General features: G+C 56.1%; 25 protein-coding genes. All 25 read left to right on the top strand.

Going from position 1 to position 20,096, the window contains the following annotated elements; genetic code table 11:
• On the top strand, positions 1-241 hold a 241-nt coding region (locus ACTIKR_RS06175), incomplete at its 5' end, for a BrnA antitoxin family protein (protein WP_442327351.1).
• A gap of 561 nt (positions 242-802) precedes the next feature.
• Positions 803-1,492, top strand: a complete 690-nt coding sequence (gene rplC / locus ACTIKR_RS06170; protein WP_442327363.1) for a 50S ribosomal protein L3 — start codon at positions 803-805, stop codon at positions 1,490-1,492.
• Positions 1,492-2,112, top strand: coding sequence for a 50S ribosomal protein L4 (gene rplD, locus ACTIKR_RS06165; RefSeq protein WP_193090778.1), 621 nt, complete (start codon positions 1,492-1,494; stop codon positions 2,110-2,112). The genes rplC and rplD overlap by 1 nt, the downstream gene beginning before the upstream one ends.
• The gene (rplW, locus tag ACTIKR_RS06160; RefSeq protein ID WP_193090777.1) at positions 2,109-2,411 is read left to right on the top strand and encodes a 50S ribosomal protein L23; all 303 of its coding nucleotides are present in this window, start codon (positions 2,109-2,111) and stop codon (positions 2,409-2,411) included. The genes rplD and rplW overlap by 4 nt, the downstream gene beginning before the upstream one ends.
• A 1-nt stretch (position 2,412) precedes the next feature.
• Entirely contained in the window at positions 2,413-3,240 is an 828-nt protein-coding gene (gene rplB / locus ACTIKR_RS06155; RefSeq protein ID WP_193090776.1) for a 50S ribosomal protein L2, read from the top strand.
• Between the two features lie 12 nt (positions 3,241-3,252).
• Positions 3,253-3,528 (top strand): 30S ribosomal protein S19, encoded by a 276-nt coding sequence (gene rpsS, locus ACTIKR_RS06150; RefSeq protein ID WP_014752563.1) that lies wholly within the window; start codon positions 3,253-3,255, stop codon positions 3,526-3,528.
• A 3-nt stretch (positions 3,529-3,531) separates the two neighbouring features.
• Positions 3,532-3,861: a 50S ribosomal protein L22 gene (gene rplV / locus ACTIKR_RS06145; protein WP_014752562.1), complete on the top strand. Its 330-nt coding sequence runs from the start codon at positions 3,532-3,534 to the stop codon at positions 3,859-3,861.
• A 9-nt stretch (positions 3,862-3,870) separates the two neighbouring features.
• Positions 3,871-4,674, top strand: coding sequence for a 30S ribosomal protein S3 (gene rpsC / locus ACTIKR_RS06140; protein ID WP_193090775.1), 804 nt, complete (start codon positions 3,871-3,873; stop codon positions 4,672-4,674).
• Positions 4,675-4,676: 2 nt separating this feature from the next.
• On the top strand, positions 4,677-5,093 hold the full coding sequence (gene rplP / locus ACTIKR_RS06135; protein WP_014752560.1) for a 50S ribosomal protein L16: 417 nt from the start codon (positions 4,677-4,679) through the stop codon (positions 5,091-5,093).
• A gap of 10 nt (positions 5,094-5,103) precedes the next feature.
• The gene (gene rpmC / locus ACTIKR_RS06130; protein ID WP_193090774.1) at positions 5,104-5,298 is read left to right on the top strand and encodes a 50S ribosomal protein L29; all 195 of its coding nucleotides are present in this window, start codon (positions 5,104-5,106) and stop codon (positions 5,296-5,298) included.
• 1 nt (position 5,299) lies between these two features.
• Positions 5,300-5,581, top strand: coding sequence for a 30S ribosomal protein S17 (gene rpsQ / locus ACTIKR_RS06125; protein WP_193090773.1), 282 nt, complete (start codon positions 5,300-5,302; stop codon positions 5,579-5,581).
• Positions 5,582-5,852: 271 nt separating this feature from the next.
• Complete coding sequence (locus ACTIKR_RS06120) at positions 5,853-6,236, top strand: hypothetical protein (RefSeq protein WP_442327350.1); 384 nt, start codon at positions 5,853-5,855, stop codon at positions 6,234-6,236.
• A gap of 167 nt (positions 6,237-6,403) precedes the next feature.
• Positions 6,404-7,525 carry an alpha-hydroxy acid oxidase gene (locus tag ACTIKR_RS06115; RefSeq protein WP_442327349.1) on the top strand — a complete coding sequence of 374 codons (1,122 nt, stop codon included), beginning with the start codon at positions 6,404-6,406 and terminating at the stop codon, positions 7,523-7,525.
• Between the two features lie 568 nt (positions 7,526-8,093).
• The gene (locus ACTIKR_RS06110) at positions 8,094-10,334 is read left to right on the top strand and encodes a TonB-dependent receptor (protein ID WP_442327348.1); all 2,241 of its coding nucleotides are present in this window, start codon (positions 8,094-8,096) and stop codon (positions 10,332-10,334) included.
• A 92-nt stretch (positions 10,335-10,426) separates the two neighbouring features.
• Complete coding sequence (locus ACTIKR_RS06105) at positions 10,427-11,107, top strand: Fe2+-dependent dioxygenase (protein WP_442327347.1); 681 nt, start codon at positions 10,427-10,429, stop codon at positions 11,105-11,107.
• Positions 11,108-11,580: 473 nt separating this feature from the next.
• Entirely contained in the window at positions 11,581-11,757 is a 177-nt protein-coding gene (locus ACTIKR_RS06100) for a hypothetical protein (RefSeq protein ID WP_442327346.1), read from the top strand.
• Between the two features lie 206 nt (positions 11,758-11,963).
• Entirely contained in the window at positions 11,964-13,331 is a 1,368-nt protein-coding gene (locus ACTIKR_RS06095; protein WP_442327345.1) for an FAD-binding oxidoreductase, read from the top strand.
• A 33-nt stretch (positions 13,332-13,364) separates the two neighbouring features.
• Entirely contained in the window at positions 13,365-14,801 is a 1,437-nt protein-coding gene (locus ACTIKR_RS06090) for an FAD-binding oxidoreductase (RefSeq protein WP_442327344.1), read from the top strand.
• Between the two features lie 200 nt (positions 14,802-15,001).
• Positions 15,002-15,907, top strand: a complete 906-nt coding sequence (locus tag ACTIKR_RS06085; RefSeq protein WP_193089984.1) for a 2-dehydro-3-deoxygalactonokinase — start codon at positions 15,002-15,004, stop codon at positions 15,905-15,907.
• Positions 15,888-16,520, top strand: a complete 633-nt coding sequence (locus ACTIKR_RS06080) for a 2-dehydro-3-deoxy-6-phosphogalactonate aldolase (RefSeq protein ID WP_193089985.1) — start codon at positions 15,888-15,890, stop codon at positions 16,518-16,520. Before ACTIKR_RS06085 ends, ACTIKR_RS06080 begins: the two co-directional genes overlap by 20 nt.
• Positions 16,521-16,815: 295 nt before the next feature.
• Positions 16,816-17,757, top strand: coding sequence for a sugar kinase (locus ACTIKR_RS06075; RefSeq protein ID WP_442327343.1), 942 nt, complete (start codon positions 16,816-16,818; stop codon positions 17,755-17,757).
• A 101-nt stretch (positions 17,758-17,858) separates the two neighbouring features.
• A complete protein-coding gene (locus tag ACTIKR_RS06070; protein WP_193089987.1) occupies positions 17,859-18,155 on the top strand; it encodes a type II toxin-antitoxin system Phd/YefM family antitoxin in 297 nt (98 codons plus the stop codon).
• A gap of 8 nt (positions 18,156-18,163) precedes the next feature.
• Positions 18,164-18,559, top strand: a complete 396-nt coding sequence (locus tag ACTIKR_RS06065) for a type II toxin-antitoxin system RelE/ParE family toxin (RefSeq protein ID WP_442327342.1) — start codon at positions 18,164-18,166, stop codon at positions 18,557-18,559.
• Positions 18,560-18,713: 154 nt separating this feature from the next.
• Positions 18,714-19,460 (top strand): FadR/GntR family transcriptional regulator, encoded by a 747-nt coding sequence (locus ACTIKR_RS06060; protein ID WP_193089989.1) that lies wholly within the window; start codon positions 18,714-18,716, stop codon positions 19,458-19,460.
• The coding region (locus ACTIKR_RS06055; RefSeq protein ID WP_442327341.1) for a fumarylacetoacetate hydrolase family protein at positions 19,457-20,096 on the top strand (640 nt) is incomplete at its 3' end. The genes ACTIKR_RS06060 and ACTIKR_RS06055, both read left to right, overlap by 4 nt.

Here is a 20,096-nt window from a genome sequence, read left to right as displayed (position 1 = left end):
ATGGGGGCCGGAGGAATTTGCCAAGGCTAGCCCGTTTCCTGAAGTCCTGGCGGAGCGATTTGGTGACAAAACGGCGCAGGAAATGATCCGCCCCCGTGGTCGACCCAAAGCGGCGCAAACCAAGGTGCCGGTGAGCCTACGCATTGATGCGGACACGCTGCAGGCATGGAAGGCGACAGGTAAAGGGTGGCAAACCCGTATGGCCCGAGTGCTTTGCGAACAGGCGCCAGGTCATCGCTAGCGATTTCTTGCCCGACTCTGCCTTGCCGCGCCGGCGCATTCTGGTCTATTCGCTGCTTTTCCGGATTTGCGAGAAATCGCGTCCGACGCGACAGCGCATGCCCCTGTCGCAAATTTCTGACATAAATGATTGATTCGGCGTGGCTTTTTTGTTCATAGCCGTTAAGTTTTCTTGCCAAACGGCTCACGCAATGCTATAGTCACAGGCTAACCACTGTAGTTGGGTTCACTGATTGGCCGGCTTTTGAACTGGTTTCAGGCGCTATACAGGTATCAAAGAATGATTTCAAAGATTCACGGAGAGATTCACGGAGCGGGCACGAAAAGTGCGGCGCCACGTAGTCTTTATGCCTCTTATACCTGTGTGCGCCTTGATCTGTTTGGTCAATTGCTGGCTTTGCGATGCCGTTTTTTTGTGTCGCAACGCCGCTGACAGCACTTTGAATTGAACCTGCATGGGTATTGTTGTCCGGGAAGGCAATGCGTTGCAGTCTTGAGTTTAACCGGATGAATCATATTAAATTTAGCCCCAGCCAATCGTAGCTGGGAATTGGAGAAAATGATGTCGAATACGACACCTACGCCTGCCGCTTATCGGCTGGGACTGGTTGGTCGCAAGGTTGGCATGATGCGTATCTTCACGGAAGAAGGCGAGTCAATCCCTGTCACCGTGCTGGACGTATCCAACAACCGTGTTACCCAGGTCAAGTCTCTGGACACAGACGGCTATGCTGCCGTTCAGGTTGCCTACGGCGAACGCCGTGCAAGCCGTGTGGTCAAGGCGCAAGCAGGTCACTACGCAAAAGCCGGTACAGAAGCCGGTTCCGTCCTTAAAGAATTTCGTCTCGATCCTGCAAAAGCCGCTGAATTTACAGCCGGCGCCGTTGTTGCTGTCGAAAGCGTATTCGAAGCCGGCCAGAAAGTCGATGTGCAAGGCACAACGATCGGTAAAGGCTTCGCAGGTACCATCAAGCGTCACCATTTTGGTTCCCAGCGCGCTTCTCACGGTAACTCCAGGTCGCATCGCGTGCCTGGTTCTATCGGTCAGGCTCAGGATCCAGGTCGTATTTTCCCTGGTAAACGCATGTCTGGTCACCTGGGTGATGTAACCCGTACCGTTCAAAATCTTGATGTTATCCGTGTTGACGCCGAGCGTGGTCTTCTGATGGTCCGTGGTGCAGTGCCCGGTCACAAGAATGGCGACGTCGTGGTTCTGCCGGCCATCAAAATGTCTGCGAAAGGAGCTAAATAATGGATCTTAAGCTCCTGAACGATCAGGGCCAGTCTGACGCAACCGTCAGCGCACCTGACACAATCTTTGGCCGTGATTTCAACGAAGCGCTGGTTCACCAGGTCGTGATTGCCTATCAGGCAAATGCACGTTCCGGTAATCGTGCCCAGAAAGATCGCGAACAGGTCAAGCACAGCACGAAAAAACCATGGCGCCAGAAAGGCACCGGGCGCGCTCGTGCCGGTATGACATCTTCCCCAATCTGGCGTGGAGGTGGTCGTGCATTCCCGAACTCTCCTGAAGAAAACTTCAGCCAGAAAGTCAACAAAAAAATGTATCGCGCGGGTATCCGTTCGATCCTGTCTCAATTGGCGCGCGAAGGTCGCATCGCCGTTGTTGACGCTTTCACCTTCGACACGCCAAAAACAAAACTGGCTGCGTCAAAACTGAAAGCCATGGGTCTGGATTCCGTTCTGATCATCACCGACACCGTTGATGAAAACACCTACCTGGCAACTCGCAACTTGCCAAACGTAGCTGTTGTAGAACCGCGTTACGCTGATCCGCTGTCTCTGGTCCACTACAAAAAAGTGCTGATCACCAAAGCAGCTATCGCTCAATTCGAGGAGATGCTGGGATGAAAGCAGAACGTTTATTGCAAGTGATTTTGGCTCCCGTCATCACTGAAAAAGCGACATTCATCGCCGAGTCTGGTGAGAAACCCCAAATCGCGCTGCGTGTTGCACCTGATGCAACCAAGCCCGAAGTGAAAGCAGCTGTTGAAATGCTGTTCAAAGTTGAAGTTGATTCCGTCTCTGTACTGAACCGTAAGGGTAAGGTCAAGCGCTCAGGCCGTTTCGTCGGTCGCCGCAAAGCCAACCGCATTGCTTACGTTTCACTGAAAAAAGGTCAGGAACTCGACTTTACGGAGGTAAACTGAGATGGCCTTAGTTAAAACAAAACCAACCTCTGCTGGTCGTCGCGGCATGATCAAGGTCGTGCACGCCAATCTGCATAAAGGTGCTCCGTTTGCAGCCCTGGTTGAGCATCAAAAACGTGGTTCCGGCCGTAACAACAATGGTCATATCACTGTCCGTCATCGTGGCGGTGGTCATAAGAGCCATTACCGCGTGGTCGATTTCCGTCGCAATAAAGATGGTATCCCTGCAAAGGTAGAGCGTCTGGAATACGATCCTAACCGTACTGCACACATTGCCCTGCTTTGCTATGCAGACGGCGAGCGTCGTTACATCATCGCTCCTCGTGGCCTGGAAGTCGGTGCATCACTGTTGTCTGGCAAGGAAGTGCCTATCCGCGTGGGTAACACCATGCCGATCCGCAACATTCCTATCGGTTCAACCATCCACTGCATCGAAATGTTGCCAGGCAAAGGTGCGCAAATCGCCCGTTCCGCCGGCGCATCTGCTGTACTGATGGCCCGTGAAGGCATTTACGCCCAGATCCGTCTGCGTTCCGGTGAAGTTCGCCGCGTGCATATTGATTGCCGCGCGACAATCGGTCAAATCGGTAATGAAGAACACAGCCTGCGTCAATACGGTAAAGCCGGTGCGATGCGTTGGCGTGGTATTCGTCCGACCGTTCGTGGTGTTGCCATGAACCCGGTTGATCACCCACACGGTGGTGGTGAAGGCCGTACAGGTGAAGCTCGTGAGCCGGTCAGCCCATGGGGTACACCGTCCAAAGGCTTCAAAACCCGCCGCAACAAGCGTACTGACTCAATGATTGTGTCACGTCGCAAGCGTAAATAAGGGGCGAACTAAATGTCACGTTCTATTAAAAAAGGTCCTTTCGTAGACGCCCACTTGCTCAAAAAAGTGGATGCCGCCGTCGATGGGAAAGAGAAAAAACCGATCAAAACCTGGTCGCGTCGTTCAACCATCCTGCCTGATTTCATCGGCTTGACAATTGCTGTTCACAATGGCCGTCAGCACGTGCCTGTGTATGTGAACGAAAATATGGTTGGTCACAAGCTTGGCGAGTTTGCTCATACCCGTACGTACAAGGGCCATGCTGCAGACAAAAAGTCTAAGAGGTAAGCGATGGAAACTACAGCCGTTATTCGTGGTGTACATATCTCTGCGCAAAAAACCCGTCTGGTTGCGGACATGATCCGTGGCAAGTCTGTGGCACATGCGTTGAATATCCTTACATTCACACCAAAAAAAGCCGCTGGTATCGTCAAGAAAGCTCTGGAATCCGCAATTGCGAATGCCGAGCACAATGATGGTGCCGATATTGACGAACTGAAAGTGACGACAATCTATGTCGACAAAGCTCAGTCAATGAAGCGATTCTCCGCAAGGGCCAAGGGCCGCGGTAACCGTATCGAGAAGCAGACTTGCCACATTGTGGTCAAAGTCGGCGCATAAGGAGTCACAATGGGTCAGAAAATTCACCCTATCGGGTTCCGTCTCGCAGTTAACCGTAACTGGAGCTCACGCTGGTACGCTGACGATAAAGACTACGGCGCCATGCTGGCCGAAGACGTCCGCGTTCGCGAGTACCTGAAGCGGAAACTGAAAAACGCATCCGTCGGTCGCGTCCTTATCGAGCGTCCTGCAAAAAATGCACGGATCACTGTATTTTCTGCACGTCCCGGTGTTGTCATCGGTAAACGCGGCGAAGATATCGAGAGCCTGAAGTCAGACCTGCAACGCCTGATGGGCGTGCCGGTTCACGTTAATATCGAAGAAATTCGCAAGCCTGAAACCGATGCTCAGCTGATCGCTGATTCTATCGCTCAGCAGCTGGAAAAACGGATCATGTTCCGCCGCGCCATGAAACGCGCGATGCAGAACGCCATGCGCCTGGGTGCGCAGGGTATCAAGATCATGTCAGCCGGCCGTCTGAATGGTATCGAAATTGCCCGTACCGAATGGTATCGTGAAGGTCGTGTGCCTCTACACACCCTGCGCGCCATCATCGATTATGGCACCTCTGAAGCACAGACTACCTACGGTATTATTGGTATCAAAGTCTGGGTCTACAAAGGCGATCTGCTGCCAAACGGCGAAATGCCTGCTGAAGTGGCTGCTCCTCGTGAAGATGAGCGTCGTCCACGTCGTCCTCGCGGTGACCGTCCTGATGGACAGCGTCGTCCGGGTGGCCGTGGTCGCAGCAGTGGTCGCAAAGCAGGTGATGCTGCAGCGCCAGCCGCAGCAACTGCGACAGAAGGAGAATAATTATGTTGTCACCAGCACGCAGGAAATATCGTAAAGAGCAGAAAGGCCGCAATACCGGTCTGGCTACTCGCGGTACCAATGTAAACTTTGGCGACTTCGGTCTGAAAGCTACTGGTCGCGGTCGTCTGACGGCTCGCCAGATTGAGGCAGCCCGTCGTGCCATGACCCGTCACATCAAACGTGGCGGTCGTATCTGGATCCGAATTTTCCCAGACAAGCCGATCTCTCAGAAACCTGCTGAGGTCCGTATGGGTAACGGTAAAGGTAACCCGGAGTACTGGGTAGCCGAGATCCAGCCTGGTAAAGTATTGTACGAAATGGACGGCGTCAGCGAAGAGCTGGCACGTGAGGCGTTCCGTCTGGCAGCAGCCAAGCTGCCAATCGCGACAACGTTTGTCACACGTCACTTCGGCGCATAAGGAGAGATTCATGAAAGCAAGTGAACTCCGTTCGAAAGAGACGACCGAGCTGTCCAAAGAGCTCGAAAGCCTGTTGAGGGCGCAATTTAGCCTGCGTATGCAGCGCGCTACTCAGCAGCTGTCCAACACCAGTCAGTTATTGAAAGTGCGTCGCGACATCGCGCGTGTACGCACCGTCATTACTGAAAAAGCTGCAGGTAAGTAATATGAGCGAAACAACGCAAACGACACCCGCAAAGCGTCAGCGTACCCTGATCGGTAAAGTGGTTAGCAACAAGATGGACAAATCTGTCGTCGTTCTGGTAGAACGTCGCGTGAAGCACCCCATCTACGGCAAAATCATGGTCCGTTCAAACAAGTACAAAGCGCATGACGAGTCCAATGAGATCAACGAAGGCGACACAGTAGAAATTACTGAAGGTCGTCCTATTTCACGCAGCAAATCGTGGAGTGTCGTTCGTCTTATTGAAGCAGCACGCGTCATCTGATGCTTCGCCGGCGCTAGCCAAGTCAGGGTCCTGTGCATTTTGCAGGCCTGCGACGGCACAGATTGCCGGTATGCGAAGAAGAAGTACCAAAGCCACCCTTTTGAAGGGTGGCTTTTTTTGTGCGCATAGCCAACAGATACTGCTCGGGGCGGCGTGTTTTGTCGGGGTAAACCCAGGCTCCAAGATAGGCAGCCGGCCCATATCAAGATTTATCGTCATGCAGACGGCGTTGTTTGACTACAATCACACTATTTTTATCAAAGGAGATGGCATGCGTTTGATTCTAATCCCGGCGGCCTTGGTCAGCATTGTTCTAGCCGGTTGCACGACCGGTTCAGCGGACGGCAACAATCTTAGCAGCACACAGCAGTCTGTTTATATCTGCAAGGGTAAACGTCAACTGGGTGTGGCCTATGAGTTCGTCAACGACAGGGCAACCAAAGTGATTGTGAGCGACAAGCGCCGGACATATGAACTGACACGTGCAGACCAGACCGATGGCGACGCTACGGCGTTTACCAACGGGACGGTCACCTGGATCGCCAGCGGCGAGGTCACTCAGCAGTCTGTCAAGACCCATCAGGGCAGCCGTCTGCTCAAGGTGAGGCGCAACGGCAGGGCTGCTGCGGTCGCCAGCGATTGCAACCCGGGCTGAATAAGCGCTTCGTTCAGTACATCACGCCACACCTTTTGCAGGAGTGGTGTTTTATTTTGCTTCAGATCAAAACAATGAGGCGTTGCGCCTCTGCTTTGTCCATATCGGACAAGGAGCGCATCCGGGCGTGATATGCTTGTGCCGATTTGCTTTTTTATCCCCTTGCTATGCCTTGCTCCAAGCGCTTCCCCTTGCCGCCACTGGCGAGCATTCCACCCCAGATTGCCTGCGTGACCGATTATGAGTCCTACGCGCAGGAGCGCGTAGAGGCGGGCAGCTGGGCCTATCTGAACAGCGCAGCGGCCGACCAGCTTACGCGTCGCAGCAATCGCTGCGCACTGGATGCCATCCGCCTGCTCACCCGCAATATGATGCCGATGCGCGGCGGACATACGCAATTGGATCTATTTGGCACGACATACGCACATCCGATCTTTATCGCGCCGGTTGCCTATCACCGGCTGGTCCATCCCGATGGCGAGCTGGCAACGGCACTGGCGGCACAGGCCATGCAGGCCCTCATGGTGCTGAGCACGCTGTCGAGCATTGCACTCGAAGAGGTGGCCGCCAGCACTGCCGCTCCCCTGTGGTTTCAGCTTTATCTTCAGCCTGAAAAGGCACAAACCCGGACACTGGTAAGCAGAGCCGAGGCGGCTGGCTATCGGGCGCTGGTGGTAACAATCGATGCACCGATCACCGGCCTGCGCAATGTCGAGCAGCGTGCAGGTTTTGTGCTGCCCGGCCACATATGCGCTGCCAATCTTCGGGGAATGCCTTCACCGCCTGCGCATACCGCGGCGCCCGGTACGAATCCGATATTTGGCAGTGCCCTGGTCCAGGCCATGCCGACATGGGAAGACCTCGCCTGGCTGGTTTCGATCACCCGCCTGCCGGTGCTTGCCAAAGGCGTACTGAACCCGAAGGATGCCGAGGACGCCATGGCTGCGGGCGTGGCCGGGATTATCGTGTCCAACCATGGTGGACGGGTGCTGGACACGCTGCCGGCCACCATTGAGGCGTTACCCGCCGTGGCGCAGGCGATTGGGGGTAAGGTTCCGATCCTGTTCGATGGCGGCATTCGCCGCGGCACCGATATCGTCAAGGTACTAGCCCTTGGCGCAAACGCCGTGCTCGTGGGTTTGCCGATTATTCATGGCTTGGCGGCGGCCGGCGCAACGGGCGTAGCTCATGTGCTGCATATGCTGCGTACCGAGCTGGAAATGGCCATGATGCTTTGCGGTTGCAGGAACCTGGGGGAAATTAACTGCGATGTGCTCTGGCAGCCATAACGGAAAGGGCTCGAAGGCACTGCGCGTACAAAAGTAGCGGATTTTGCGGGGAAGACCAAGGAATGAGAATCACAAATCCGACGTTTTTTTCATTTTCACAGCCTGCAGCCTTGTTATACCAGCACGGCCTGACCGTCTGACTGGGATCGACGGCTGCTTGGGCTCCGCGCAGAACAGCCCGAAAAATGCAGCTCAAATGCTTATAAAGCAACGTGAAATACATGAAAGATTAAAAACTAGCAATTTAAATTCAAAACATTTCATGTGTGTGCCGCCGAAAAACCCACGAACTTTACAAAAATTAAAAATGTTCCTGTTTGTTGTTTGTGTGACATATTGTATCAAATGAGAATATATCTTATTATCAGCCTGCGGCTGTCGGTCCTGGATTGATTTGGTCCTGCTACGTCGCGCGACATCCCGACATTGTGATGGGTCGTTGCCGATTTTCGCAGTCACCATTTTGCCCTTTTCGGCAAAGGGTTCAGGCGTCTTAACGTCAAAGCGCGATATGCAAGTGCGGGTGGCAGCAGCTGGTCTGTTTTTTTGTTACAGGTTGAGGAAATAAATGAGAAGTATCGACAATCCCCGCAGGACATGTGTCCGACCGTTGCTGAGCCGGGAAAGCGTTGCGCCTGCATTCCGGCGCAGGCTGGTGCCGGGCGCGCTGGTGACAGGCGCATTGGTGGCCGCCCCGGTTTACGCACAACAGGCCGCAGCGCCCCGCATTCATGCCGGCACATTGCCCGCGGTCATTGCGCAGGACGAGGCAGGTTATCAGGTCGGGGAAATACAGAGCAGAAAATTCGGCGCTACGCTGCAACAAACGCCCAAATCAATCACGGTCATTCCCGAAAGACTGATGCACGATCGTGGCGCGGCGTCGCTGGCCGACGTACTGCGTACCACGCCGGGCATCACATTGGGCTCCGGCGAAGGCGGCACGCCCACCGGTGACCGCCCATTCGTACGTGGTTATGAAGCGAGTACCGATATTTTTATCGACGGTGCGCGTGATTATGCGCGAGGATCGCATGAAACCTTCAATCTGGAATCGGTCGAAGTGGTCAAGGGTCCCAGCTCTGTACTATCTGGTCGTGGCGGCACCGGTGGCAGTATCAACCTGGTGACCAAGTCCCCGAAACTGGAAAAGTTTTTCAGCGTGACTGCAGGCTATGGTACGTCCGGCCAGTGGCGCAGCACGATTGACGGCAACTACCAATTTTCAGACAGTGGGGCGATTCGCCTGAATGCCATGAAAATGGGCGGCGAAGTACCGGGTCGCGACGGCGTGGATATTGACCGCTGGGGTATTGCACCCTCTATTGCTTTTGGTCTGAATACCCCGACACGGCTGACCCTGAGCTATTCTCATATCGAAAATAACGATCTGCCCGACCAGGGCGTGCCTTTCAAGAATGAGGCCAATCCGGGACGCAGAACACCGCCAAAGGTTGATCGCGATAACTTCTACGGTCGGCGCGGCGTGGATTTCCGTGAAAACGTATTCGACATGGCCACCGCCATTGCCGAACGCGACATTAATCAGGACTTCACGATCAGGAACCTGACGCGCTATAGCCGGACCCTGAATCATTATCTGATGAGCCGCCCCACTTTCGACAATTGCGCACCTGGGGCTGGCGGCCTGTGCGCGACCGAAGGCCCGGGTGTAAAGTTTACCCGCAAGGACCGGGCACGCTGGCGTTCGACCGAGTCGCTAATCAACCAGACAGATCTGTATGGATCGTTTTATACCGGATCGGTAAAACACAACATGACGGTCGGTTTGGAGTTGGGCAAGGAAGATGTCTATTCCAAATCCATTTCAGGTACGCCGATCACCTCACGCAAGGGCGAGCTTGACTCCCTGTACGATCCGAATTCGGGCCGCGACTATGCCTATCGCCTTGTCTACGGCGCCAAAGAAAAGGATGGCGACATCAAGACCCGCTCGGTCTATCTATTTGACACACTGGAGCTGAACCCGCAGTGGTCAGTCAATCTGGGCCTGCGCTATGACCAGTTCCGCGTGCAGAACAGTCGCGCCAGCCGCAAGGACAGCTTCTGGAACTACCAGGCAGGCGTCGTCTATAAACCGGTGCCTTATGGCAGCGTCTATCTGACCTACAGCACTTCCTCCAATCCATCGGGAGAGAACCTGGGTCAGAACGGCGGCGCAGACGGGGCGGCCGGTGCTGCCCAGGTGCGCGACTTGAAGCCCGAACGTAGCCGCAGCTGGGAGCTGGGCACCAAATGGGATCTGTTTGACCAGCGGCTGTCACTGACCGGCGCCTTGTTCCAGACAGACAAGACCGATTCCCGTTCTACCGACCCGCTGACCGGCGATGTCACCTTGAGCGGCAGCAATCGCGTTCGAGGCCTTGAGTTGGGTGTGGCCGGCTCCCTTACACCCAAATGGGATATCTGGGCTTCATGGTCATGGCTGGGTCCCAAGATCAAGCAATATCGTAGCGGAAAAGAGGTCTTCGATGGCAATCAGATGAAGTTCATCGCCCGGCAAAGCGCCAGTGTCTGGACAACCTATAAAGTGTTGCCGCAGGTAACGGTGGGGGCGGGTGCCACCTATATGGGCAAGCGGTTTGTGGATGATGCCAACGACTACTATCTGCCTTCTTACTGGCGGTATGATGCCATGGTGCGTTATGACGTGAACAGCAAGCTGTCGTTCCAGCTCAATGCCAATAACCTGAGCAACAATGAAGTGTATGACGCTTCGCACGTGGGTCTGTTTGCCAACGTCGGCCCCGGTCGTTCGTATATGCTGACTGCATCCTACAAATTCTAAAGCAGCGGCAACAACGCCCTGATGCGGATGGCAGGGACCCGCTCTGTGTGCCTGCCGCATTTTTTTCAGGATATCTTCCTTATATCTTCCTTATGTTAGTGACCATTCCCGATGTGTTATCTGTAGATGCCGTGGTGCAGTTGCGTGAGCAACTGGAGCAGGGCCAGTGGGTCGATGGCAGGGGCACGGCCGGTTATCTTGCGGCAGCTCAAAAGACGAACGTGCAACTGGCCGACACCGATCCGCTGGCCGCAAGCCTGGGCAACGCTATTTTGGAGATACTCAGTCAAAATGTGTGCTTTATCTCGGCCAGCCTGCCCCTTAGAATTCTTAGTCCCATGTTCAATGCCTATGCCGGTGAACAGGAATACGGATTTCATGTGGACAATTCGCTGCGTGTGGATCCGCAAACAGGCGAGCGTATCCGTGCAGACGTTTCATCGACACTGTTCCTGAGTGATCCCGGCGAGTACGACGGAGGCGAATTGCTGATCCAGGACACCTACGGTGAGCAGCGTGTCAAACTACCTGCAGGCCATATGGTGGTGTACCCCTCGACCAGTTTGCACCGGGTCACGCCCGTGACTCGAGGCAAGCGCATGGCGGCCATTTTGTGGATTCAGAGCATGGTGCGCGACGATGCCCAGCGGGCCCTGCTGTTTGAAATGGACAATACCATCCAGCAATTGGCGACCGAACTGGGCGAACACAGCAGCGTGCTGTCGTTGTCGGGTATTTATCACAACCTGGTGCGCCGCTGGGCCAACATATAGGCGTAAGCGTCCCGCGGGTGGCGCGCAGTGCCCAGGCCTCCATGCCATGGGCAGTCCAGCAGCTTGCCGGGACAACATTGCCGCCAAATAATGACGCTTTGACAAGATGCCCGGCGGTGAGCTTCGGGTCAGAGCGGCGCGTCCTGCAGGTACGATTGAAAATTTTATCGGGCGGCATGCGGGCAAAATCAAGAAACCAATGACTATCGAGGAAATGAACGAGATTGCCGCCGCAGGTTGGGCAGGTGATAAATGAAGATCGCTGTCGATATGAACATACTTGTTCGCGCGGTTTTGCAGGATGACGAAGATCAGGGCAGGGCAGCAGCGAAAGTATTGAAAAACGCCTCATTGATCGCCGTTCCATTGCCCTGCCTATGTGAACTGGTCTGGATTTTGCGCAGGGCGCCAAACTGTCCAAAGAAGAGGTGGCCCAGACAATCGGTGATTTGCTGAATGCGGGAAACGTTGTAATGAACCGGCCGGCAGTCGAGGCCGGGCTTTTAATGCTTGAAGCGGGTGGCGATTTCGCAGATGGTGTCATTGCCTATGAGGGCAATTGGCTGGGAGGTGAAACGTTCGTGTCATTTGATAAACTTGCCGTCAAACTATTGATGGAACAGGGCGAAGCCGCGCAACTGCTTTCCTGATATGCTCGTCCTTGCCATGCAAGCTGTAGCTGCCAACCGCCCGCTGCGGCACCGCAAGTCGTGGTGTCTGGCGATAAACCGCCTTTATTAGAATCTGGTGCGCCGCTGGGCCAACATATAAGCGGCAAATGGCTGCAGGCGACGGTTGTGGGGTGTCAATCGTATAGAATAAATCTTCTGTCATTTTCCGCGATCACCCCTTTTTCATGTCTGATTCTTTTATCTCCCAATTACCGGCCGAGTTGAACGTGCTGACTGATGCCGCTTCGCTCGTACGATACGGCAGCGACGCCAGCGGTTTGCACGCTGGCGCGCCGCAGCTGGTGGCGCGCCCTGCCACGGTAGAGCAGATGGCCGCGCTGGTCACCCTGTGCGCCAGGCACAACAGGAAAATCACTATCGCCGGCGGCGGCACCGGCCTGGCCGGCGGGGCAGCGTCCGACGAGGGCGATGTCGTCATTTCTCTTGAACTGCTGAACCAGATTGAAGATATCGATGAAGCGGGCGGTACAGCGCTGGTGCAGGCCGGCGTCGTACTGGAGACCCTGTGCGCGGCGGTGGAAGAAAAAGGCTGGTATTTTCCTCTCGATCTTGGCGCGCGCGGCTCCTGTCAGATCGGGGGCAACGTGGCGACCAATGCCGGTGGCAATCGGGTCCTGCGTTATGGCACTACCCGGCAATTGGTGCTGGGTCTGGAGGTCGTGCTGCCAGATGGCACCATCATGACCATGCTGGATCGTACCCTCAAAAACAATACCGGCCTGGATTTGAAGCAGCTTTTCATCGGCACTGAGGGAACGCTGGGCATTATCACGCGTGTGGTTGTACGCCTGTTTCCCCGTCCGCAGACAAGGCGCTCGGCCCTGGTCGGGCTGGCCTCGTTCGCGCAGATCGCACCCTTGTTGAAGGCGGCGCGCAGCGCGCTGCCCGAGTTGTCCAGTTTTGAAGTGATGTGGGCCGACTATGTGGCCCAGGCTGCCCGTGTTACCGGCAGGGCCATTCCCTTTGACGGAGCATGGCCGCTTACCGTGCTGCTTGAAACCGAAGGCGCCGACACGTCCATGTTCCATGCCGGTTTTGATGCCTTCCTGGAGTCCATGCTCGAGAACGGTGCCGTGCAGGATGCCATCGTGCCGCAAAACCTGGAACACGCCGCAGATCTGTGGGCGATCCGCGATGGCATCGGCGAACTGTTCAAGTCGCTGCGGCCATTCGTGGCGTTCGATATCGGTATTCCCCTTAAGGATATGGGCGCTTTCATAGAACAGGTCATGACCGAGATCAACCAGCGCTGGCCGCAGGCCTCCAACCTGCTTTTCGGTCATCTTGGCGATGGTAATTTGCATCTGACGACCGGCCATCTGCAACCGGCCGATATTGTTCCGGTGGAAGAGGCGGTGTACGCGCTTACCGGCAGGTTCAATGGCAGCATTTCGGCCGAGCATGGCATTGGCCGTCTGAAGAAACCGTTTCTTCATTACAGTCGTGATGATACCCAGCAGCAGGTAATGCGCCGCATCCGTGACGCACTCAATCCGCAAGGTGTACTGAACGCGGCACGTATTCTTGATTGATATTTTTTTGCTATTTTAAAAAGGCCACACATCATGGCATATAGCCCAGCCACCCCCGTTTCCAGCATCGCGCCCAGGCACCTTTGCGAGGCGGCGCGCGCCGCTTTTGCTGCCCGTTTCGGCGAGCGCTTCACCACCGGTGCAGCCGTTTGCGATCATCACGCGCGTGATGAATCGGCGTACCCGCCAGTGCAACCTGACGGCGTATTGTTTGCCAGGGACACAGACGATGTGGTCGCTGCAGTCAGACTGTGCACCCAATACAATGTGCCGCTTATTCCATTTGGCATCGGTTCATCCATCGAGGGCCATGTGCTTCCCATTGAAGGCGGCATCACGATCGATTTTCGCGATATGAATCAGGTGCTGGCCGTCCAGCCGGAAGATTTCACCGTGACGGTGCAGCCGGGGGTTATTCGCACACAGTTAAATGATGAGATCCGCCATACCGGGCTGTTCTTTCCCATCGATCCGGGCGCGCATGCATCCATCGGCGGCATGACAGCGACCCGCGCTTCCGGAACCAACGCGGTCCGCTACGGGACCATGCGCGACAACGTACTGTCGCTCAAAGTGGTCACAGCAACCGGCGAGGTGATCCGTACTAGCAGTCGCGCCCCCAAATCATCGGCGGGCTATGATCTGACGCATTTATATGTAGGCAGCGAAGGCACGCTGGGCGTGATTGTCGAAATTACCCTGCGTGTGTATCCGCTACCCGAAGCGGTGACGGCTGCGGTGTGTTCGTTTCCGACACTGCGTCATGCTGTGCAGGCCGTGACCGAGATTATGCAAAGCGGTGTGCCCATTGCCCGCGTCGAATTCATGGATGAGCGTGCCGTGCGCGCTGTCAATGCCTACAGTAAAACCGCGCTGGCGGAACAGCCGCTGCTGCTGTTCGAATTTCACGGATCTCCCGCAGGCATTGCCGAACAGGCCATGATCGTGCAGGAACTGACCGCCGATCAGGGTGGTACGGCGTTCCAGTGGGCCGAAAAACCCGAGGAGCGCACTGTGCTGTGGACTGCCCGCCACAATTACTATTTCGCCTGTCTGCAGCAACGGCCTGGTGGGCGCGCCATCACCACCGATGTGTGCGTGCCCATTTCCCGCCTGGCCGATTGCGTGAGCGACACCGCGGCCGATCTGCAAAGCCTGGCCTTTCCCTGGTCTATTGTCGGCCATGTCGGCGATGGTAATTTCCATGTGGTCATGATGATAGATGCGGATGATGAACAGGAATGGCATCAGGCAGAAGATATCAACAACCGCCTGGTGCTGCGCGCCATACAGATGGATGGTACCTGCACCGGCGAGCACGGCGTGGGCATTCACAAGATGGATTTTCTGAAAGCGGAACACGGCGAGGTCGCGCTGCAACTGATGCGCAACATCAAGCATGCCTATGATCCCAACAATATCTTCAATCCGGGCAAAATCGTCAGTTGGTCGGCGGCAACGGGCCAATGACGCATGTAATCGTCGCGCCGCACAGGGCGATCAAGCGCAATTGATGCCGCAACGAAACAAAGGCATGCAGTAGTCTGGTTTTCTAGTCATTTGTGATAAGCTGATCGCCGCCACTCACATGGTGTCATGCGCCCGATAGTGCTGCAGGCGCCCGACAGAACAGCACATGCGTGGGCGCAATAACAGGAGAAGAAGACAAAATGGTTTCGCGTTATCTCGCAGCAGACTGGGGTTCAACCAATCTGCGACTGTGGCTGGTTGAGGACGGCATTGCCGTGAAAAATGCGGCATCACCTTTCGGGATTACGCGGATGCAGAACCAGTCGTTTCCCGCTGTGCTGCAGGGCCTGCTGCAACAAATGCAGATTGCGCAGGCCGATGTTTCACGCGTCTACATTGCCGGCATGGCGGGCAGCAATGTGGGTTGGCAACAGGCGAACTATCTGCCCTGCCCGGTAGCGCTCAATGCTCTGGGCACAAGCCTGACGCGGGTCGATCCGGGCTGGCCGGCCCAGGCTGGCATTATTCCTGGCGTTTGCGTGCCCGGCCCGGATGGCGCCGATGTGATGCGTGGCGAAGAAACCCAGTTGCTGGGCGCGCTGCAAGACACCGCTTCGGCCCTGTTTATACTGCCAGGCACGCACAGCAAATGGGCGCGCGTCCACCACGATGTCATCCACAGCTTTACGACGGTTATGACCGGAGAGCTGTTTGACGTACTGCGTCACCATTCCCTGCTGGGCCGTGGTTTGCCGGCGGCGGCGCCACACCCCGAGTCCTTTGATTGCGGCGTCATGGCTGGGCTGGCCGCCAGCGATACGATGACTGAACTGTTCAGCGTCAGGGCGCGGTATATTTTGGGGCATCTGCCTGCCCAGCAAGTCGATGACTATCTCTCGGGGCTGTTGATCGGCTCTGAAATGCGCGATATGCGCCAACGTTTCGAGGTCTCGGCCGATACGCCGGTCACGCTGGTGGGCAGCGGTTCGCTCTTTACGCGTTATGATCGCGCCTTGCATCTGGCCGGTATTGCGTTTACTACCCAGGATGCCGATACGGCCATTTTGAACGGAATAAGGAAAATACATGACTCCCTGGACACCTGAGTTGCCGCTGATCGCCATTTTGCGCGGCATTGGCCCCGATGAAGTGCTCGATCACGTACAGGTGCTGCATGAGGCTGGCTTTGATGCCATTGAAATTCCTACCAACTCGCCAGACTGGCAGGTGAGTGTGCAGCGGGTGAGCCAAGCCTTTGGCGTGAGCCTGATGACAGGGGCTGGAACGGTCCTGACATCGGAACATCTGGCGCAGCTGTCTGCAGCTGGCGGCAGGCTGATGGTGACACCCAATACCAATCCGACGTTGATCGCCGAGGCCGTCAACACCTACGGTTTTCAGGTCTGCGCCGGGTTTGCCACGGCCAGCGAGGCCTTTGCCGCCTTGCAGGCAGGCGCCCAGGCGCTCAAGCTGTTTCCGTCCAGCGTGTTCGGGCCAGATTACGTCAAGGCGCTCAAGGCCGTGTTGCCCGCGCAAGTGCCGCTGTATGCGGTCGGCGGCATCAATCCCGGGAACCTGGCCAGCTATCTGGACGCCGGTTGCGTGGGTGCCGGGTTGGGGTCAGATTTGTATCGGCCCGGACAGCAGGTGGCGGCAACGCGTGAGCGCGCACAGCGCTTTGTACAGGCTTGGCAGGCTGCGCGACCGCAGGCGCATTGAATGGCGTGTCGGCGCTCAAGGTCCTGAGCGCGGGAACGGCTTTTTGCGACAGAGCAGGGGGCATCCTCGCGATCGTTGCTGGGCCCAAAACGGTCAGTCCAACGGGAAACACGTTGCGACCGTTCAGGCCGTTAGCAAAGTTGGGAGCCAGATACCGAAAGGGTGCGCAGGTACATAAAACCGGGGCAAGGGCGGGCACTCGGGGACAACAAGCGCTTTGGCATCGTCCGGCAACACGTGTTGTCCGGGCCTGTACAGAGTCAGAAAACACAGACAATGACTGGAGAATAGAGACATGGCGACATTTGATGTGGCGCTGTTTGGGGAAATGATGGTGCTGCTGGTGGCCGCCGATCCGGGGCCGCTGGAAGAGGTGCATACCTTTCACAAAATGACGGCTGGCGCCGAAACCAATGTGGGCATTGCGCTGGCACGCCTGGGCGCAAAGGTCGCCTGGGCCAGCCGGCTGGGTGACGATACCATGGGCAAGTATCTGAAAAATGTCATGCAGCAGGAAGCTATCGATTGCTCGCGGGTGCTGATGGTGCCGCGTGAACGCACCGGCTTTATGCTCAAGGGCAAAGTGATCGAGGGCGACCCGCCAATTGAGTATTATCGCTCGGGCTCTGCCGCCAGCGCCATGACGGCGGCCGATCTGGATCCGGACTGGCTGGGCCAGGCCCGGCATTTGCATGTCACCGGCATTTTCCCGGCCCTGAATGCCGGCACCTATGCGCTGACCGTCGCCGCCATGCAGCACATGCGTCGCGCGGGGGGAACGGTATCCTTTGATCCCAATCTGCGCCCGGCCTTGTGGGGGTCCACTGAACTGATGCGCTCGCGCCTCAATGAGCTGGCGGGCCTGGCCGACTGGGTGCTGCCCGGCCTGGAAGAGGGCCGGATCCTCACCGGCGCCGACAGTGAAGAGGGGATCGCGGCGTTTTATCAGGGTCTGGGCGTGCAGGCGGTTGTCGTCAAGCTGGGCGCCCGCGGCGCGTTCGGACAGGCCGGGAACCAGCAGTTCCGGGTCTCTGGCTATCCTGTGGAAAAAGTCGTGGATACCGTGGGCGCCGGAGACGGGTTTGCCGCTGGGCTCATCAGTGGCCGGCTCGAAGGGCTGGACTGGCAGGCCAGCGTGCGTCGCGCCACCATCATCGGGGCCTGTGCCGTACAGGTCGCCGGCGATACCGAAGGCTACCCCGATCGAGCTCGGCTGGCGGAGCTGGACAAGGTTTAAGTATTCCCCGCATTACGGATTCGCCTAATTCCACCCCTTTTACTGTGCTGGTATAATGTACGTTATAGTGTACAAAAATTTGTATAAATGGGAGCAACACCATGGGAATCAGTTCAGGTGATGTCATTTCGCTATCCCAGGCCCGGGCAAACCTGTCCGAACTTGCCGATCAGGTCAAAGGGGGCGCTGAGAAAATCATCACCAAAAATGGCGAAAGCTATGTGGCTATCATTGATTCCGAGCGACTGGATTACTATCATCAACTGGAACGCGAGCGCATTCACTTGTTACTTATTGATGATGCCAGCAAGGGGCTGGCAGATGTCGCCACTGGAAAAGTGAAAGATGCTCAGTCTACCCTGGCGGCAATCAAACGCCGTCGCACCGCAGCAGGCTGACGGTGCATATGGCGCAAACAGCTCGCTATACCATCAGGCTGACAGCCCACTTTGAACGTAACCTTGAACAAATTGAAGCTTTCCTGTTGGAGACCGAAGCGCCTCAGACGTTTGACGGGCTTCTGGATGAACTGACAGATACCGTCATTCCGAATCTTGAGCGTTTTCCGCATATGGGCCGTATGTTCTCGGCTCGACCAGTACGTTCGGTCGAAGTTGCCAATGGTATTGAACGTCTGAGTGCACAATTTAAGGAAATTGCCCAGTCAGTCGATCAGTTGCGAGAATATGTGATGTCGAACTATTTGCTACTGTACGCAAAAATCAATACGACGGTATATTTGCTTTCTATCCGGCATCATCGCCAACTGTCTTTCGACTTCGTTAATCACTGGCCGTCCTGATTCCAGGGCGTTTTTTTTCCTAATTAGGGTTTTCTACAGTTGCGGCATGCCATTCAGTGGTCTTACCATTAAACGCTAATTTGAAATCCACCGTTTATCCTGGTTATTTCAGACTAACGGCCCAGCCAAAAACAGAAAAAGCGAAAAGAGACAAGTGAAGTTCGAAGCCATTAAATCCCGCTCCGTGTCGGAACTGGTTGCCCAGCGATTGATCGATATGATCCGCAAGGGGCAGCTGGTGGCAGGCCAGCAGCTGCCGCCAGAGCGGGAGCTGGCGGTATTGTTCGATGTGGGCAGGCCTGCTGTACGGGAAGCCATCCGTGGCCTGTCGCTGCTGGGTCTGGTCAAGATTCAGCAGGGCGAAGGCAACTTCATCAGTTCACTGAATGTGGAAGACCTGATCGAGCCGCTTAGTCTGCTGATTGACCTGCATTTTGACCAGATCAACGAGCTGTTCGATGCACGCAAAATTATCGAAGGCGGCATTACGCGTCTGGCCTGCGAGCGGCTGACCGAAGCCGAAATCGAACGCCTGCGCGTCAACGTCGAGGAAGCGCGCGCCGCGCTGGCCCACAATGACCACGAAGCCATCCGCCATCTGGATATCGAACTGCATCAGACCATCATCAACGCCTGTGGCAATGTTTACCTGCAACGGGTGGCGCAAAGCATCAGCCTGCTCAGCCGCAAGAGCCGTACGATCACAACCGTCATTCCGTCGATCTTGCAATCGACCTTTGATGACCACGAACATATTGTGCGGGCCCTGGCCGAACGCAATCCGGCCAAGGCTTCCGAAGCCATGTACCGGCACCTGGATCATGTACAGAAACACTACAACGACTATCAGCAAGCTGGTGCAACGACACCGGCACACACAAACCAACAGGAGTCAGTATGAAACTCATCCGTTATGGGGAAAGCAAGCAGGAAAAACCGGGCATTGTCGATAGCGACGGCCGTATCCGTGATCTGTCCGGCGTCATCAGCGATGTCGATGGCAGCACCATTACAGAAAGCGGCCTGGCGCGCCTGCGCGGTCTGGATATCTCGACCCTGCCCGTTGTCGAAGGCAATCCGCGTATTGGCCCCTGCGTTGGCAACATCGGTAAATTCGTTTGTATCGGACTGAACTACTCGGATCATGCGGCTGAGTCCGGTCTGCCTGAGCCTTCCGAGCCTGTGGTCTTTAACAAGTGGACCAGCGCCATTGTGGGTCCTAATGACGACGTGGCCATTCCCCGCGGTTCGAAGAAAACCGACTGGGAAGTGGAGCTGGGCGTGGTGATCGGCAAGGAAGCACGTTACATCAGCAAGGAAGAAGCACTCTCGCATGTGGCCGGCTATTGTGTGATCAATGACGTGTCGGAACGGGAATACCAGACCGAGCGCGGCGGCACCTGGGACAAAGGCAAGGGGTGCGACACATTTGGTCCTATCGGCCCATGGCTGGTAACGGCAGATGAGGTGTCCGATCCGCAGGCACTGAATCTGTGGCTGGAAGTGGACGGCAAACGCTATCAGGACGGCACCCCCG

The sequence above is a fragment of the Advenella sp. genome (assembly GCF_052108595.1).
Taxonomy (GTDB): Bacteria; Pseudomonadota; Gammaproteobacteria; order Burkholderiales; family Burkholderiaceae_B; genus Advenella.
Note: the sequence above shows the minus strand (reverse complement) of the source record. Positions and strands in the feature narration are given on the sequence as shown.

Bases quoted from the DNA above. Each gene is read 5' to 3' on its own strand.
- rplC (WP_442327363.1), top strand. From the start codon at position 803: ATGTCGAATACGACACCTACGCCTGCCGCTTATCGGCTGGGACTGGTT.
- rplD (WP_193090778.1), top strand. From the start codon at position 1,492: ATGGATCTTAAGCTCCTGAACGATCAGGGCCAGTCTGACGCAACCGTC.
- rplW (WP_193090777.1), top strand. From the start codon at position 2,109: ATGAAAGCAGAACGTTTATTGCAAGTGATTTTGGCTCCCGTCATCACT.
- rplB (WP_193090776.1), top strand. From the start codon at position 2,413: ATGGCCTTAGTTAAAACAAAACCAACCTCTGCTGGTCGTCGCGGCATG.
- rpsS (WP_014752563.1), top strand. From the start codon at position 3,253: ATGTCACGTTCTATTAAAAAAGGTCCTTTCGTAGACGCCCACTTGCTC.
- rplV (WP_014752562.1), top strand. From the start codon at position 3,532: ATGGAAACTACAGCCGTTATTCGTGGTGTACATATCTCTGCGCAAAAA.
- rpsC (WP_193090775.1), top strand. From the start codon at position 3,871: ATGGGTCAGAAAATTCACCCTATCGGGTTCCGTCTCGCAGTTAACCGT.
- rplP (WP_014752560.1), top strand. From the start codon at position 4,677: ATGTTGTCACCAGCACGCAGGAAATATCGTAAAGAGCAGAAAGGCCGC.
- rpmC (WP_193090774.1), top strand. From the start codon at position 5,104: ATGAAAGCAAGTGAACTCCGTTCGAAAGAGACGACCGAGCTGTCCAAA.
- rpsQ (WP_193090773.1), top strand. From the start codon at position 5,300: ATGAGCGAAACAACGCAAACGACACCCGCAAAGCGTCAGCGTACCCTG.
- ACTIKR_RS06120 (WP_442327350.1), top strand. From the start codon at position 5,853: ATGCGTTTGATTCTAATCCCGGCGGCCTTGGTCAGCATTGTTCTAGCC.
- ACTIKR_RS06115 (WP_442327349.1), top strand. From the start codon at position 6,404: ATGCCTTGCTCCAAGCGCTTCCCCTTGCCGCCACTGGCGAGCATTCCA.
- ACTIKR_RS06110 (WP_442327348.1), top strand. From the start codon at position 8,094: ATGAGAAGTATCGACAATCCCCGCAGGACATGTGTCCGACCGTTGCTG.
- ACTIKR_RS06105 (WP_442327347.1), top strand. From the start codon at position 10,427: ATGTTAGTGACCATTCCCGATGTGTTATCTGTAGATGCCGTGGTGCAG.
- ACTIKR_RS06100 (WP_442327346.1), top strand. From the start codon at position 11,581: ATGAACCGGCCGGCAGTCGAGGCCGGGCTTTTAATGCTTGAAGCGGGT.
- ACTIKR_RS06095 (WP_442327345.1), top strand. From the start codon at position 11,964: ATGTCTGATTCTTTTATCTCCCAATTACCGGCCGAGTTGAACGTGCTG.
- ACTIKR_RS06090 (WP_442327344.1), top strand. From the start codon at position 13,365: ATGGCATATAGCCCAGCCACCCCCGTTTCCAGCATCGCGCCCAGGCAC.
- ACTIKR_RS06085 (WP_193089984.1), top strand. From the start codon at position 15,002: ATGGTTTCGCGTTATCTCGCAGCAGACTGGGGTTCAACCAATCTGCGA.
- ACTIKR_RS06080 (WP_193089985.1), top strand. From the start codon at position 15,888: ATGACTCCCTGGACACCTGAGTTGCCGCTGATCGCCATTTTGCGCGGC.
- ACTIKR_RS06075 (WP_442327343.1), top strand. From the start codon at position 16,816: ATGGCGACATTTGATGTGGCGCTGTTTGGGGAAATGATGGTGCTGCTG.
- ACTIKR_RS06070 (WP_193089987.1), top strand. From the start codon at position 17,859: ATGGGAATCAGTTCAGGTGATGTCATTTCGCTATCCCAGGCCCGGGCA.
- ACTIKR_RS06065 (WP_442327342.1), top strand. From the start codon at position 18,164: ATGGCGCAAACAGCTCGCTATACCATCAGGCTGACAGCCCACTTTGAA.